This window comes from Streptomyces murinus (assembly GCF_002154555.1).
GTDB classification, from domain to species: Bacteria; Actinomycetota; Actinomycetes; order Streptomycetales; family Streptomycetaceae; genus Streptomyces; species Streptomyces murinus.
Map to the genome: position 1 here is coordinate 1 of NZ_MUNF01000168.1, position 14,590 is coordinate 14,590.

General features: G+C 69.3%; 15 protein-coding genes. 13 read left to right on the forward strand and 2 right to left on the reverse strand.

Features of this window, described 5'->3' with window-relative positions; all coding sequences use genetic code 11:
- On the forward strand, positions 1 to 1,407 hold a 1,407-nt coding region (locus tag CCN72_RS12460; RefSeq protein WP_086807596.1), incomplete at its 5' end, for an AMP-dependent synthetase/ligase.
- 209 nt (positions 1,408 to 1,616) lie between these two features.
- The gene (locus tag CCN72_RS12465; RefSeq protein ID WP_085566032.1) at positions 1,617 to 2,378 is read left to right on the forward strand and encodes a G1 family glutamic endopeptidase; all 762 of its coding nucleotides are present in this window, start codon (positions 1,617 to 1,619) and stop codon (positions 2,376 to 2,378) included.
- Between the two features lie 73 nt (positions 2,379 to 2,451).
- On the opposite strand, the gene CCN72_RS12470 is transcribed toward CCN72_RS12465, so the two are convergent.
- The gene (locus CCN72_RS12470) at positions 2,452 to 3,765 is read right to left on the reverse strand and encodes a helix-turn-helix domain-containing protein (protein ID WP_086807583.1); all 1,314 of its coding nucleotides are present in this window, start codon (positions 3,763 to 3,765) and stop codon (positions 2,452 to 2,454) included.
- Positions 3,766 to 3,968: 203 nt separating this feature from the next.
- On the opposite strand from CCN72_RS12470, the gene CCN72_RS12475 reads away from it, so the two are divergent.
- The 6 genes from CCN72_RS12475 (at position 3,969) to CCN72_RS12500 (ending at position 7,730) form a co-directional block, all read left to right on the forward strand.
- Entirely contained in the window at positions 3,969 to 4,235 is a 267-nt protein-coding gene (locus CCN72_RS12475) for a hypothetical protein (RefSeq protein WP_086807584.1), read from the forward strand.
- Entirely contained in the window at positions 4,216 to 4,734 is a 519-nt protein-coding gene (locus tag CCN72_RS12480; protein ID WP_341868876.1) for a DUF6879 family protein, read from the forward strand. The genes CCN72_RS12475 and CCN72_RS12480 overlap by 20 nt, the downstream gene beginning before the upstream one ends.
- A 12-nt stretch (positions 4,735 to 4,746) precedes the next feature.
- Positions 4,747 to 5,595, forward strand: a complete 849-nt coding sequence (locus CCN72_RS12485; RefSeq protein WP_086807586.1) for a helix-turn-helix domain-containing protein — start codon at positions 4,747 to 4,749, stop codon at positions 5,593 to 5,595.
- A 228-nt stretch (positions 5,596 to 5,823) separates the two neighbouring features.
- Positions 5,824 to 6,279 (forward strand): NUDIX domain-containing protein, encoded by a 456-nt coding sequence (locus tag CCN72_RS12490; protein WP_086807587.1) that lies wholly within the window; start codon positions 5,824 to 5,826, stop codon positions 6,277 to 6,279.
- A 41-nt stretch (positions 6,280 to 6,320) separates the two neighbouring features.
- Positions 6,321 to 7,265: a hypothetical protein gene (locus CCN72_RS12495; RefSeq protein WP_086807588.1), complete on the forward strand. Its 945-nt coding sequence runs from the start codon at positions 6,321 to 6,323 to the stop codon at positions 7,263 to 7,265.
- 216 nt (positions 7,266 to 7,481) lie between these two features.
- The gene (locus CCN72_RS12500) at positions 7,482 to 7,730 is read left to right on the forward strand and encodes a heavy metal-binding domain-containing protein (protein WP_086807589.1); all 249 of its coding nucleotides are present in this window, start codon (positions 7,482 to 7,484) and stop codon (positions 7,728 to 7,730) included.
- Between the two features lie 82 nt (positions 7,731 to 7,812).
- On the opposite strand, the gene CCN72_RS12505 is transcribed toward CCN72_RS12500, so the two are convergent.
- A complete protein-coding gene (locus CCN72_RS12505; protein ID WP_086807590.1) occupies positions 7,813 to 8,247 on the reverse strand; it encodes an ATP-binding protein in 435 nt (144 codons plus the stop codon).
- Between the two features lie 177 nt (positions 8,248 to 8,424).
- Between CCN72_RS12505 and CCN72_RS12510 the strand changes: the two genes are divergently transcribed.
- From CCN72_RS12510 to CCN72_RS12530, 5 genes are all read left to right on the forward strand, one after another.
- Positions 8,425 to 9,219, forward strand: coding sequence for a helix-turn-helix domain-containing protein (locus CCN72_RS12510; RefSeq protein WP_208637988.1), 795 nt, complete (start codon positions 8,425 to 8,427; stop codon positions 9,217 to 9,219).
- A complete protein-coding gene (locus CCN72_RS12515; RefSeq protein WP_086807592.1) occupies positions 9,216 to 9,464 on the forward strand; it encodes a DUF397 domain-containing protein in 249 nt (82 codons plus the stop codon). The genes CCN72_RS12510 and CCN72_RS12515 overlap by 4 nt, the downstream gene beginning before the upstream one ends.
- Before the next feature lie 152 nt (positions 9,465 to 9,616).
- Positions 9,617 to 10,420, forward strand: a complete 804-nt coding sequence (locus CCN72_RS12520; RefSeq protein WP_086807593.1) for an ATP-grasp domain-containing protein — start codon at positions 9,617 to 9,619, stop codon at positions 10,418 to 10,420.
- Between the two features lie 115 nt (positions 10,421 to 10,535).
- Positions 10,536 to 11,330 carry an AfsR/SARP family transcriptional regulator gene (locus tag CCN72_RS12525; protein WP_086807594.1) on the forward strand — a complete coding sequence of 265 codons (795 nt, stop codon included), beginning with the start codon at positions 10,536 to 10,538 and terminating at the stop codon, positions 11,328 to 11,330.
- Between the two features lie 171 nt (positions 11,331 to 11,501).
- On the forward strand, positions 11,502 to 14,590 hold a 3,089-nt coding region (locus tag CCN72_RS12530), incomplete at its 3' end, for a BTAD domain-containing putative transcriptional regulator (RefSeq protein ID WP_086807595.1).

The following is a 14,590-nucleotide window of genomic DNA, read 5'->3' on the forward strand; positions in this document are numbered from 1 at the left end:
GAACTACGGCACTTGTGGGTCATGGAGAAGGGGCATGTGGAGCGGCTCGCGGACGCGGGGGCGCCGGTGCCGGAGGGCGAGGTCGGGGTGCGGCGCGGCATGCTCGGGCCGGCCACCCTCGCCACCCTCGTCTACACCTCCGGCACCACCGGGCGCCCCAAGGGCTGCGCCCTCTCGCACGGCAACTTCTTCGCCGAGGTGGACAACGCGATCGAACTGCTCCACCCCGTCTTCAAGCAGCACGACAGCGACCCGTCCGTGCTCCTCTTCCTCCCCCTCTCCCATGTGTTCGGGCGGATGGTCGCCATTGCCTGCGTGCGCGCCCGCGTCCGCCTCGGGCACGCGCCCAGCCTCAGGGCCGAGGACCTGCTGCCGGACCTCGCCGCCTTCCGGCCCACCGCCCTGCTGACCATCCCCTACATGCTGGAGAAGATCTTCAACTCGGCCCGCGCGCAGGCCGAGTCGGGCGGCCGGGGCGCTGTCTTCGACCGCGCCGCCGCCGTCGCCCGGCGCTACGGCGAGGCGCTCCAGGCGAGCCAGTCCGGCACCGGCGACGGCCCCGGCCGCGTCCTGCGCACCCAGCGCGGCTTCTACGACCCCCTCGTCTACCGCCGTATCCGCACGGCGATGGGCGGCCGGGTCAGACACGTCATCTGCGGCGGATCCCCGCTCGGGCGCCGCCTGGCCGCGTTCTACGCCGGTGCGGGTATCGGGATCTACGAGGGGTACGGCCTCACGGAGACCACCGGCGCGAGCACCGTCACGCCGCCGCTCAAACCCCGTCTGGGCACCGTGGGTTGGCCGCTGCCCGGCACCCGGGTGCGGATCGCCGCCGACGGGGAGATCCTGATCTCCGGCGACCATGTGCTGCGCGGCTACTGGGACCCGGGAGCCGGCGGTGTCGTCCCCGTCACCCGCGAAGGCTGGCTGCACACAGGGGACTTGGGCGAGCTGGACGACGACGGCTACCTCACCATCACCGGCCGCAAGAAGGAGCTCCTCATCACCTCCGGCGGCAAGTCCGTGGCCCCCGCCCCGCTGGAGAACTGGCTGCGCCAACACCCCCTGATCTCCCAGGTGATGCTGGTCGGCGACGACCGCCCGTACGTCGCGGCCCTGCTCACCCTCGACGCCGAGGGCATCGTCCACTGGCGGCAGATGAACGGCAAGCACCCCGTGCCGCCCGAACTCGTCGCCGACGACCCGGACCTGCGGGCCGTACTCCAGCGCGCCGTGGACGACACCAACCGCCTCGTCTCGCGGCCCGAGTCCATCCGCCGCTTCACCGTCCTGCCGTACGACTTCACGGAGGAGGCCGGTCATCTCACGCCCTCCATGAAGCTGCGGCGCGCGCGGATCCTCGCGGACTTCGGCCGGGAGGTGGAGGGGCTGTACGACGGGGTGTGAGCGGCCGTCGGACTGGCGGAGGCTGGTCGGTATCGCCGCCAACACCCCTTTTGCAGAAGGTACTTGGCAGGACCTTTGCTGTGAAAACCCGGATGCCGGGTGACAACGGGACGCACATTGACTGCACACTGACAACCACGGGCGCACGTCTCCCCCCACTGGTGGCCGCCAGTTACGTCTGCACCGCGAGTCCCGCGAGAAGGAGCAGCATGTCTGCCACGATCCGCCTCACCGCAGCCACAGCCGTCGCCGCCGCCGTCCTGTCGGCACTGGCGACCTCCCCCGCGGCCGCCGTCGCCGCGCCTGCGCTGCGCATGACCCCGGTCAGCGGCCACATCAGCAGTCACCACCTGGTCGGTGGCATCAGGAACAGCACCAGCTCCAACTGGGCCGGCTACGCCGCGACCGGTACGACGTTCACCAGCGTCTCCGCGAGCTGGGTGCAGCCGGCGGTCAGCTGCACCAGCTCGACCACGTACTCGTCGTTCTGGATCGGCATCGACGGCGACGGCAGCAACTCCGTGGAGCAGACGGGCACCGAGGCGGACTGCTCCAGCGGCCGGGCGGTCTACTCGTCCTGGTACGAGATGTACCCGGCGTACCCGGTGAACTACAGCAACGCGGTGAGCGCGGGTGACCACTTCACCTCCACGATCACCCGCAGCGGCACCTCGTACACGCTGACCCTCACGGACACCACCAAGGGCTGGACGAAGACCACCAAGAAGACCCAGAGCGGTCTGTCCAACGCGTCCGCCGAGGTCATAGCCGAGGCGCCGTCCAGCTCCTCCGGCGTGCTGCCGCTGTCGAACTTCGGCACCGCGAACTTCACCAACGCCACCGCCAACGGCCAGGCCATCGGCAACTACTCGCCCGACAAGATCAACATGGCCTCGGGCAGCACCACCAAGGCGACGACCTCCGCGCTGAGCGGCGGCGAGAACTTCTCGGTCGCCTTCAACCACAGCTGACCCCCGGCCTCCACTCCGACGAACCGGCCCCGGACACGCCACGGCGTCCCGGGGCCGGCCCGTGGCTGTTCGTTCAGCTCGCCCTGAGCCGCGCCAGGAACTCCGAAACCCCGTCGACCCGGCGGTACGGCTCGAAGGCGGGCGCGAGTTCACGCACCAGGGTGACGCAGCGGGGAGCGCCGATACGAGTGGCCAGGTCGAGCGATTCTCCGGTGACGGCGAGGGCCTGCTCGATGTCGTTTGCCTCCAGGCATCCCCTGGCCTGGTAGGTCAGGAAGATTCCACGGGTCTTGTCGCGGGCGCGGGGCAGCAGGGCGATGCCCTCGGCGATCCGGGCGCGGGCCTCGGCGGTGCGGCCGAGGTCGAGCAGGCACTGCCCGGAGTCGACGGCGAGATCGGCCGGGCTCATCCACGCGCACCAGCTCGGCGCGGGGTCGGCCGCCCCGGCCGCGAGGGCGGACTCGGCCGCCGACAGATCGCGGTGGCAGTCGGCACGCTCACCCAGGGCGGCATGGGCCCGGGCCCGGCGCAGGAACAGCAGCGACCGGGCGGTGGGGTGCCGGGTGCCGGACAGGGCGTGGCCGAGCTGGTCGACGGAGACCTTCGGCTCGCCCAGCCAGTTCGACTGGTAGGCGAAGTCCGAGAGCACCCCGGCCCCGTGGTCGCGGTCCCCGGCGGCATGCGCGGACTGGAGCGCGGCTCCCCAGAGCTTGCCGGCCGCCCAGTGCCGGCCCTGGTCGAAGCGGTACCAGCCGCAGGTGGTGGCCAGGTTCGCCGCGAGCAGATGAAGCCGGCGGCCGGTGTCCTCGTCGTAGCGCCCGCCCTCGATCAGCTCGGTCGTGGTGGCGAGGTGCGCGTCCAGCAGCCGGACGGTGTGCTGCCGCTGTTCGGTGGGCAGGGCCGTCAGCCGCCCGCTGGTCTCCTCCAGCCAGTCCACGAGTTCCGCGTCCACGCGCTTGCCGCCAAGCGCCGAGGAGAGGCGTTCGGGTTCGACGGTGGCCCACTGGGCAGCGAGTCCGGCCAGGGAGATCGCGCTGTAGGTCATGAAGGTGCGGCGGTCCATGAGGGCCCTCTGTGCATCGTGGAGTGCTTGGACGGTGTAGGCGGACTTCAGTGGCAGCGGCTCGTCGCGCCCGGGAAGCCAGTACGGCCAGTCGTACGCCGCCGTCTCCGCGAGCGGGACGCCGAAGACCTCGGCGATCAGGAGCTGGGAGTCGTGGTTCGGCGTCTTGCGCCCGTTCTCCCATCGGCTGACGGCCGCCTTGTCGGCACCGGAGCGCAGACCGTGACCGCGGGCGGTCTTGTCGAGAAGGGCGGCGAGGCCGCTCTGGGACAGGCCGCGCAGTTCACGCGCGTACGCGAGGGGGTGCCGGATCGGGTCGTCCACGGGTCAATCCCATCATCGACGGTGACGGGGAGCCTACCGTCAGCGACGACGGGACGACCCCGGGACAACGGGTCTGGTCGCTTGACCGATACGGGTTGTGGAGCCGTCCGAGCTGCTCGTGCCGGATGCCCTCTTGTGCGGGCTCACGCGTAGGGGCGAGGCTCGTGCGCACCCGTGCAACCGACTCGGTACAGGAGAGCCCAATGGCCCTGAAGTTCTTGGGGATTTGGCCGAACACCCCCGATGACGGCTCGCCCACGATCTGGCTGGACGATACGACCGGTGACCTGATCATCCAGTCATGGACTGCCGACGACGAGACCGTTCGGCAGGCACAGGAAGTCGGTTCCGTGCCCGGCCACTCGACCGACGTTCCGGATCACGAGAGCATGATCCGTCTGCCCGCCGACATGCTCCAGTTCATCCCCCGCCCGGACAGTGAGGCCAACGGTGGCAACAGCGGTACGTGAAGCCCTCGCGAAGGCGCAGCACTCGGCCATGCACCTTGAGATGCGGGACAGCTACATGCGTGACGATCCCGAGTTCGTCCGCTGGCAGGAAGGCCACCGGTACGACCCGGCGGACCGCGAGTCCTGGTGGCGCTCATGGCTGGACGTGGTGGAGGAGACGACCGGCCGGGGCGTCTCCATGCGACGGCTGCGCGTCGTCTCCGAACCACTGAGTGACTACGCGCGCTACGAATACGACGGCACCTTTACGAACGCCGCAGCGGGTGAGGACGTGCGTTGGTTGCCCCGTGCCCGGTCACACGGGCTGTTGCTCCCCGTCCTGGAGGGCTGGGTGATCGATGCGGAGACCCTGATCCTCCATCACTTCAGCGGTGATGGGCAGTGGACCGGCGAGCGGATGGAAGTCCGTCACGATCCGGCGTTGGCCGAGCAGTACGCGACGGCGTACGAGGCAGCATGGGAGAGGGCCATTCCCCACGCGGAATACCGGCCTGCCTGACGATCACGCACCGTGGCTCTTTCCGCGTCATCCAGTGCTCAGCAGGCCCGGCAGGCTCTCGCGGATCGTCTCGCGGAACTCTGCCGGGACGCCGGCCTGTCCGGACTCGACCTTGCCGAGCGCTGCGGGTGGAGCCGTTCCAAGTCGTCCCGGATCATGAATGCCCGTACTCCTCCGTCCGCCGAAGACATCCGGGCATGGTGTCGCGCGTGTGGTGCCGACGAGCAGACCGAAGACCTCACGGCCATGCTGCGGACGGCGGAAGGGATGTGGGTCAGCTGGCGGCGCATGGAACGGGCCGGACTCAGGCAGGCACAGGAAGCACGGTTGCCGCTGTACGAACGCACCCGCCGCTTTCGGTCGTACTCGTCATGGCTCGTACCAGGCATGATCCAGACGCGGCTGTACACGACGGCCGCACTCCAGGCGATTCAGAAGCGGCGCGGCCTGGTGGACGACGTGGCGGGCGCGGTGGCCGCACGCATGGAACGTCAGCGCGTGTTGTACGAGGGTGACCGACGGTTCGCGTTTCTCGTGGAGGAGTCGGTACTGCGGGCCGGGATCGGCGGCGCTGAGGTCATGACCGGTCAGCTTGGGCACCTGCTCACGGTTGCCTCACTTCCCCATGTCAGCTTGGGAGTTGTCCCCATGAAGCCGGATCGGGAGCGCTGGCCGGCAGAAGGGTTCTGGATCTACGACGCCGCGCAAGTCAACGTGGAGTTGGTATCCGGCTACCTCACGATCACCCAGCCGAGCGAGGTACGCATGTACGCCGAGACGTTCGCGGAACTGGCAGCACTGGCTGTCTACGGGGCGAACGCTCGTGCGCTGATCACGGCAGCCATGGACGCCCTGGGATAACCGGCGTGCAACCTCGTGCACAGCGCTGTGGGTTGGAGCTCTCGGCTCTCTAGCGTGGTCGTCATCGATCCACGCGAGGGGACGACGGTGACCAGGACGCAGACGGCGGCAGAGAGCCGAATCCGGGCAAGTGCGGGCCGTAGAAAACCGGGCGTGACCCGCACCCCTCGGCATGGGTTGAACCAGCATCGCAAGCGTTGGAGAAGCTTGCCTATCGAAAGGGTGTGCATGAAGCGAATCGTGGCCCGGGCGTGGAAACTCATTCGCGGCCCTCTCCAATGGCGCGTCCTGTGGTTCGCGCACGCCAAATTCATGATTGGTGTGACTGGCGTGGTGCGGAATGAGGCGGGGGAGGTCCTCCTTCTCAAGCATCGGATGTGGCCCGCTCATAGGCCATGGGGGCTTCCTACTGGATACGCGATCAAGGGTGAAGAATTCCCGAATACCATCGTGCGGGAAGTCCGGGAGGAAACCGGCCTTGAAGTCGTGCCGGGGCGTCTGGTTCAAGTAACCAGTGGATACAAGCTCCGCGTGGAAATCGCCTATGAAGCGCTCCACGCGGGTGGAACTCTCAAGCTCGACGGCTTCGAGATTCTGGAGGCGAAATGGTTCAGCCCGGATGCGCTCCCGGAGGGAGTGCAAGAGAGCCACGTCCAGCTCATCAAGTCGGACATCCCGACCTGACGGAACTCGCCCCGAACGAGTCGGTGAACGGTGCTGGGGCAATGGCCGGACTCGCGGCCATGCGCGCCGACGTGTCGCCGCTCACCGGAAAGCACTCGGCCCACGTTTTCCGGACCCTGTCGGAAACCCTCAACCGGTGGGCGGCTGACGGAATCGACACCACGTCGTTTCATGCCGGTGTCGAGGAAGCCAAGCGCCGGTACGCCGGTTACGGACTGCAGAAGATGCTTCCGCTTGACCGAGTGTTGGTCGGCTGCGAATCCTCGCGTGCTGGGGCCTTCGGTGGATTCCACCATCCGGACCAGGGATATCGGCACCTCCAAATGGTGGCCGTCATCACCATGTACGGGCCGATGGAACGCCGGAATCCCGAGCGCCCCGCACTGGCACTTCTCGATCTGCTCCGTGCGTACGCCCATGACTGCCTTCACTACGGGTCGCGTCGGCGGTACGTGGAAGTGGCGGGCGTTCCGGTCCGGACTCAGTACGGAATCAACTACCGGCGCACAAGCGGGCAGTCCTATTCGGCAGCCGACCCGCGCGGAAGCCACCACACCCGGAATCTCGGAATCGTCATGGAAGGCGCGTGCGACATGGAAGCGCGCGCCATCACCCGGCAGACGGCGGGACGGTTCGGGGTGAGGGAACCCTCAGACGCTCTCGGCGCTCTCGCGTTCCGGGACGTGACGGGAACGCTGACCGAAGAGGACACAGGGCACGTGGTGGACGTGCCGGAAAGCGAAGAGCAGACGCAGTACGCGGCAGCCCTCTGCGATTACGAGAAGGGTGTCAACCGGCGGTACCGGCACTTCCTTGAGGAGTTTGCCTCTGGGGAAGAGGACGAGTGCCACGCGCGCCTACTCGCGTCCATCGTCAACGGCGACGTGACAGCGCTGGGAACGTGGCTGGACGAACGGCACGGTCCCGGAACCTTCGCCGGACTGTTCCGCACACCGGGCTATTTCGGCCCTGGCTTGACCGCCTGAGCGGCCCCCACGGCTCGTTGCCGGGGCAGCGCGATGTCCGCCGCGTCGCGCCGGGGGAGCCGGTGCACCAGGTCTCCCGCGGCCAGCGAACGTCACGTCGTGCTCGTACCGGATCGGCCTCCGTTGCCTTGCACGGCTGGTTCAACAGGTTTCCGACATCCCTTTTGCGGGGTCCAAGCCCTACCCGGTGCTCGGGTACATCCATAGGCTCTTCCCATGTTGATGTCGACTCTGCCTGATCTGGCCGGCCGCTCGTTCGAGGTCAGAGGCGTTGTGTACAGCAGCGATTCTTTGACGTTGCGTAAGAACAAGTCGTCAGAGGCGCTACAGGGGATCATCCAGGAGCTCTGCGTTCAAGCAGCGCAGTTGGGAGCCGACGCCATCGTCGACCTCAAGACGGCTCTCGGCGGACAGGAAAGCCGTACCCACTGTGTGATGACCGGTACTGCCGTGAAACTGCTGTGACCAATCAGCCCGGTCAGGCGCTGATCGCCCGGACAACCCGCACGGCCCGCCCCGCATCCATCGAGGGCGGGCCGTACGGCTTTCACCGTGCAGTCCCGTCGAGCGGGAGCTCGGCCCATACCGTCTTGCCGACGACGCGTTCGCGGACGCCCCAGGTGCGGGAGAGGGCGTCCACGACGATCAGGCCCCGGCCGTGTTCGTCGCCGAAGGCGGCGCGGAGCATCTGCAGGTGCCGTTCGCCCCGGGTGTCGCTCACCTCGATGCGCAGCGTGTCCTCCTGCGGCAGCAGCGTCAGCCGCAGCTCGAAGTCGCGGCCCGGTACGCGACCGTGGGTGACGGCGTTGGTCGCCAGCTCCGAGACGAGGAGCTGGGCGGTGTTGTTCAGCGGCCCGTCGTAGGGGTAGCCCCAGTTGTCGAGCGCGGTTCCGGTGAGCCTTCGGGCCAGTCGCGCGCCGCGTGGGGTGGCGCTGAGCCGCTGGATCAACTCTTTCAGGGGGGTGGAGATTTCCAGATTCACAACACCGAGCGTGTCCGGTTCTCCCTACGCTGACCAGGAGGAACTCGGCGACTCTGCGTAGTCGTACGGGTACGAGTCGACGCGTGTACGGAGAGAGCGGAGGACGGAGTGGTAGACGAACAAGAGCGGCGGCCGGACACTCCTGGCCAGGAGAACGGGGCGGCAGGTGTCTTCGCCATGGTGGGCAAGCAGTTGAAGCTCCTGCGGGAGCGGGCAGGGCTCAGTCAGTCGGAGTTCGGGAGGCTGGTCCGCTACGGCCCGGACCATATCTCGGCCATGGAGCGGGGGGTACGGACCCCGAGGCCGGACTTCCTGGTCAAGGCGGACCCCATCCTCAACGCCGACGGGATGCTGATCGCGGTCATCCCCGACGTGGAGGACGCGATGCGGAGGGCGCGGACCCGGCATCCCGAGTGGTATCGGGGCCAGGCCGAGATGGAGAAGGAGGCGGTGGAGTTGCACTTCTACGCCACCCACGCCGTGCCGGGCCTGTTGCAGACCGAGGCCCACGCTCGGGCCGTGTTCGCCAAATACCGGCCGTTCCTCAGCGAGGAGACCATCGAGAAGCGGGTGGCCGACCGACTCTCGCGCCAGCAGGTCTTCGAGCACTGGCCCGCGCCCATCGTCAGCTACGTCCTCGAAGAGGCGATCCTCGACCGGCCATTGGGTGGCCCACGAGTCCACGCCGATCAGCTACGCCGCCTGCTGACTGTGGGGGACAGGCAGAACGTCGAGATCCAGGTGATGCCGTCCAGGATGGAGGAACATCCCAACCTGGATGGCGCGTTCAACCTTCTGGTGCCGAAGGGGCACGAGCAGGTGGCGTACCTGGAAGTGCAGTGCCACCCTCAGCTGATCATCCACCGGGAAGACGTCCGGGAGATCGCCGATCGCTATGGGATCATGCGCGCGATGGCACTGACTCCTGAGAAGACCCGCGCTCTGATCGCGGAGAAAATGGGGAAGCTATGAACACCGAGAGCCGTGCCTGGTTCAAGTCCAGCTACAGCGGCGGCGGGGGCGGCGAGTGCGTCGAACTCTCCTACACCTGGCGCAAGTCGAGCTACAGCAGCGGCGAGGGCGGCGAGTGCGTCGAGGTCGCCGAGCACCCCACCGCCATCCACATCCGCGACTCGAAACTTCCCGCCGCTCACCTCACTGTTCGCCCCTCCACCTGGGCATCCTTCCTGCAAGTTGCCCAAGTACACGCGAGGTGAGCGATTGACGGGTCGGCGAGGGGGTGGGACCGGTACCGTACGGGGCGTTCTGTCCGCAACCAAATGCCGGGGAACCGTCCGGGACCGGATCGGTAACTCGCGCTCGTAGCCTGCCTTTCCACCCTCGCCGACTTCGTCATCCGAGCAGAGGTATGAAAGAAGACAACGACGTCAGCCGGATCTTCGTGCTGAACCCGGATGCACGCCTCCTCAGAGAGGCGCACCGGGCCGGTGTACAAGTGCGGTCGGCCTGGGCCGACACGCACGACGAGTCCGCGCTGCGGCCCCTCCTGAAGGAGGCCGCGGCGGCCGGGCTGTTCGTCAATCCCGCACGCGCGCTGCGGCTGCTCGCGGACCCGGACGCCGTACAGCGCCTCGTCCGGGACAACCGGCTGTCGCCGGACGCCGGGGCGGTCTCCGGCGCGCCCCGGCTGACCGTGGAGACGCTGAGCGTGCACGGCATGCACCAGACCGTGGGGATCACGGCCCGGATGTCGTACGGCCTGCTCTCCCCGGCCCCGCTGACGGAGGACACCGCGGCGGAGGTACGGGCCGTGGTGACCGCGCTCCTCGACCTGACCGGGTACCAGTACGGGCCCGCCCACACCGGGGTCACCCTGACCCGGCAGGGCCCGGTGATCACCGGCTGCCGGGCGGGGTTCGGGGACGATCCGGTCCCCGAACTCCTCAGAGTGGCCGGGGGGTTCGACCTCGCCGCCGGAGCCGTACGGGTACTGGCCGGAGAACTCGTGGAGGTCGCCCGGCCGGAACGATTCGCCGCCGCGGCCGAATCGATCCGGTCGCCGGGGCCGGAACAGCCGATTCCCGGTGTCCGGTTCGTGCCGGCGCGGGGCGGTCGCCGCCCCGGGCACTTCGTGGTGCATGCCGACTCCCCGGCGGCCGCCGCCCAGCGGCTGACCTCGCTGGGCGGGCTGGTCGCGGGCGAGGCGAGCTGATCCGGAGCCGCGGGGACCGGATCGGTAACGAAACGGTACGAGGGCGCCTCACTGTTGATACGTCGCCGGAAGAAGGACGACGACGCCAGCGACGTCAACAGGAGGCGGAGCCAGGATGCTGAAGTTCTCGATCCTCGGGGCACTACAGGTCCGTACCGTGTCCGGCCCGGCGGAGATCAGCGGCGACCTCCAGCGCACCCTCGTACAGACGCTGCTGGTCAGCGAGGGACAGCCGGTGTCCGGGGAGAGCCTGGTCGAGGAGATGTGGGGCGAGTCCGTGCCCGACAACCAGGCCAACGCCCTCCAGGCGCATGTGAGCAGGCTCCGACGGAAGTTGAAGGCCCTGGAACCGGGGCGTCCGGTATCTCGGGTGACGATTCATCCTTCCGGTTACCGGCTGACCGTGGACGAGGGCGAGATGGACGCCGCCGAGTTCGTACGGACCGTACGGGAGGCGGAGTCCGCGTCCCCGTACGACGCCGAGGGCACCGCCCGGATGCTCGGGCAGGCGCTCGCGCTGTGGCGGGGTCCGGTGTTCGGCGGGTTCCCCGGCGGGACCCTGTGCCAGCTCGCCGGCGCCCGGTACGAGGAGTACCGGATGCGGGCCATGGAGCTGCGATTCGACGCGGAACTGCGGCTCGGACAGCATGCGGCGGTGCTCGCGGAACTGGCCGAGGCACACACCCACTACCCCCTGCGTGAACGGTTCTGTGAGCAGCTGATGATCGCCCTGTACTGCTCGGGGCGGCAGGCGGACGCGCTCGATGTGTTCCGCCGGATGCGCCGCCAGCTCGACGAGGAACTCGGCATCCAGCCCTCGCCCGCGCTGCGCCGCGTCGAGAGCGCGATCCTGCGACATGATCCCGCTCTCGTCAGGGATGCGCGTTCGACCCTCCTCCAGATCGCCTGAGGTGGTTAGCCTGTTCGCCAGGACCGAGGAAGACCCCAGGTAGCCGGAATCACCCCCTCCGTGTTGCTCGTTCGGGTACAACCTAGGGTGGTCCCGAACATCTCGGGCCGGGCGGCGCGGCGGGGCGGAGGGGACGGGTTCGTGGAATCGGCGGCATCCGGTCGTCCTGTCGTGCGCTTCAACATCCTCGGCTCGCTCGAAGGCTGGTGCGGGGAGCGCCGGTTGAGGCTGGGCAGTCCGACCCAGGAACGGGTGCTGGTCACCCTGCTGCTCGAACCCGGCCGCATGGTGCCGATGTCCCGGCTGATCGCGGCGGCCTGGGACGACGAGCCGCCGCAGACCGCAAGTCACCAGATCCGTAAGTGCGTTGCGGCGCTGCGCACCCATATCCCGGACGGCGCCGCCCTGATCGTCACCGACGGCGCCGGGTACCGCGCCGTGCTCGGCGAACACCAGCTGGATCTCTACGAGTTCACGGAGCGATCCAGGCAGGCCAGGCAGGCGGTGGCGGCCGGCCGGCCCGAGGAGGCCGTCGGGCATCTGCGTTCCTGCCTGGAGCTGTGGCGGGGCCCGGTGATGGCGGGCGCCGGCGGATCCGTGATCAGCGGGGCCTCCGCGGCACTCGAAGAGCGCCACATGGCGGTCGCCGAGCAGTACTTCGAACTCCAGCTGGAGCTGGGCCAGTCCGCCGAACTGGTCGGACCGCTGCGCGAGTTGGTCACCGCGCACCCGCTGCGGGAGACGCTGCGCGGCCGGCTGATGCTGGCGCTGTACCGGGCCGGACGGCAGGCCGAGGCGCTGGAGGAGTTCGGGCGGGTGCGCGACCTGCTGGTGGAAGAGCTGGGCATCGACCCGGGCGCCGAACTCACCCGGCTCTACGAGGCGATCCTGCGCGACAGCCCCGAAGTGGCCGCCCGGGTACCGCAGTCGGTGGCCGACCGCGCCGCCCTGCTGGTCCCCGTGCCCTACGCCACCCAGACCTCCGGCACCGAGCCCGCGCCCTGCACGCTGCCCTACGATCTGCCGGACTTCACCGGCCGGGACGAGGAGCTGGCCCGGCTGGTCACGGTGGGCTGCGCCCCGGCCACCGGCGGCACCCGGATCGTCGGCGTGGACGGCATGGGCGGCAGCGGCAAGACCGCGCTCGCGGTGCACGCCGCCCATCTGCTGGCCCCCGAGTATCCCGACGGGCAGCTCTTCGTGGACCTGCGCGGCTTCAGCCCCGGCGAGAAGGCCCAGGAACCCGGCGCCGTACTGCACTCCTTACTGCACACCCTGGGCATACCGGACGATCGAATACCGGACGACCTGGAGCGTCGTACCACTTTCTGGCGAACCGTTTCCGCCCAGCGGAAACTGCTCCTCCTGCTCGACAACGCCGCCGACGCCGCCCAGGTGCGGCCGCTGCTGCCGGCGTCCGAGGACTGCCTCGCCATCGTCACCAGCCGGGTCCGGATGCTCGACCTCGACGGCTCCGAGTGGCTGTCGCTGGGGCTCCTGTCGCCCGGTGACAGCACCACCCTGCTGACCCGGATGCTGGGCTTTGAACGCACCGCCGCCGAGCCGCGGGCCGTGGACCGGCTGGCCCGGCTGTGCGGGGGGCTGCCGCTCGCCCTGCGGATCACCACCGCGCGGCTGCGCAACCGGCCGCGCTGGACGGTGCAGTACCTGGTGGACCGGCTCGCCGACGAGACCCGGCGGCTGCGCGAGCTGAGCGCCGGGGAACGCAGCGTCGAGGCCACGCTCAGGCTGTCGTACCAGGCCATGGACGAGGACCAGCGGGCCGCGTTCCGGCTGCTCGGGCTGCACCCCGGCAGCGCCATCGACGTGCCCTCTGCCGCGGCTCTGCTCGACACCGACGGGCATGACGCGGAGGACCTCCTGGAGTGCCTCCTGGACGCCCATCTGCTGGAGCAGCACGAGGCGGGCCTGTACGGCTTCCACGACCTGGTGCGCACGTACGCGCTCAGCGTGCGGGAGGTGGAGGACGACGAGGAGTCCGCGGTCGAGCGCCTGGTGGCGTACTACATCCAGAGCACGGACCGGGCCTGCGAGACCCTCTTCCCCGGCCGCAACCGCTACGGCGAGGCCCCGGCCGAGAGTGACCCGGCCCTGCCCCGCCTTGACGACGGCGAGCGGGCGCTGCGCTGGTTCGACCGGGAGTACGAGGCACTGCTCGCGGTGGTCGCGCAGGCCGGCGCGCAGGGGCTGCACCGCCCGGCCGCGCTGCTCGCCCGCAATCTGCTCTTCTACCTCGATCTGCGGGGCCGGTACGAGGAGTTCCGGATCGTCGGCCGGATCGGGGTGGCCGCCTGCCGCCAGCTGAACGACGACGGGCTGCTCGGCATCAGCCTGTGCAACCTGGCCGTGGCGCACTGGTGGCTCGGCGACTTCCAGGACGGCATCACCACCGCGCAGGAGGGCCTGGAGCTGTCCCGGGGCAGCGACCCGCGCTCCGAGGCGATCTGCCTGGACGTGCTCGGGCTGCTGCACGGCTCGCTCGGCAACTTCGAGCAGGCCCGCGCGTATCTGGACCAGGGCATCGCGCTGCACCGGGAGCTTGGCCTGTCCCGGATGGAGGCGCAGGCGCTGGTCAATCTCGCGACGGTGCAGATCTGGACCGGGCACCATGCCGAGGGCGCGCGCAACGCGGCCCGGGCGACCGAGCTGAACCGGCGCCTTGGCGAGCGCAACAACGAGATCCACTCCTTGACCTTCCTCGCCCTCGCCCATCTCGGCAGCGGTGAGGACGAGCGGGCGCGTGCCTGTCTCGCCCAGGCGCTGGAGCTGTGCGACGAGTCCCGCAAGCCGGCCAATGTCGCGGTGGTCCTCGCCCACTGGGCGCGGGTCTGCCAGCGGCTCGGTGATCTGCGCTCGGCCGCGGAGCATGCCGAGCGGGCGCTCGATCTGGTCTCCGCGGAGGGTACGGCGCTGCGGCAGGCGACGGTGTCCAACGTGGTCGGCCTGGTCCATCTGCGCAGCGGCGCCCCCGAGCGGGCCATGGAACTGCACGGCCAGGCCCACGAACTGGCGTCCCGGCACGGCTACCGCATCGAGATCGCCCACGCCCTGCACGGCATGGCGGAGGCCGCGCAGGCCCTGGACGACGACAAGACCGCCGACCGCCATCACACGGAGGCACGGGCCCTGTACGACGCAATGGGCGTCACGGAGGCGGGCCGCAGGCCACCGATCACGGCCACCGTCACGGCCACCCGCACCCGCCGGGACTACAGTCGGCGGCCCGCCTCCGTGACGCC

Coding starts and splice junctions, on each gene's coding strand:
- CCN72_RS12465 (WP_085566032.1), top strand. CDS start 1,617: ATGTCTGCCACGATCCGCCTCACCGCAGCCACAGCCGTCGCCGCCGCC.
- CCN72_RS12475 (WP_086807584.1), top strand. CDS start 3,969: ATGGCCCTGAAGTTCTTGGGGATTTGGCCGAACACCCCCGATGACGGC.
- CCN72_RS12490 (WP_086807587.1), top strand. CDS start 5,824: ATGAAGCGAATCGTGGCCCGGGCGTGGAAACTCATTCGCGGCCCTCTC.
- CCN72_RS12495 (WP_086807588.1), top strand. CDS start 6,321: ATGGCCGGACTCGCGGCCATGCGCGCCGACGTGTCGCCGCTCACCGGA.
- CCN72_RS12500 (WP_086807589.1), top strand. CDS start 7,482: ATGTTGATGTCGACTCTGCCTGATCTGGCCGGCCGCTCGTTCGAGGTC.
- CCN72_RS12510 (WP_208637988.1), top strand. CDS start 8,425: ATGGTGGGCAAGCAGTTGAAGCTCCTGCGGGAGCGGGCAGGGCTCAGT.
- CCN72_RS12515 (WP_086807592.1), top strand. CDS start 9,216: ATGAACACCGAGAGCCGTGCCTGGTTCAAGTCCAGCTACAGCGGCGGC.
- CCN72_RS12520 (WP_086807593.1), top strand. CDS start 9,617: ATGAAAGAAGACAACGACGTCAGCCGGATCTTCGTGCTGAACCCGGAT.
- CCN72_RS12525 (WP_086807594.1), top strand. CDS start 10,536: ATGCTGAAGTTCTCGATCCTCGGGGCACTACAGGTCCGTACCGTGTCC.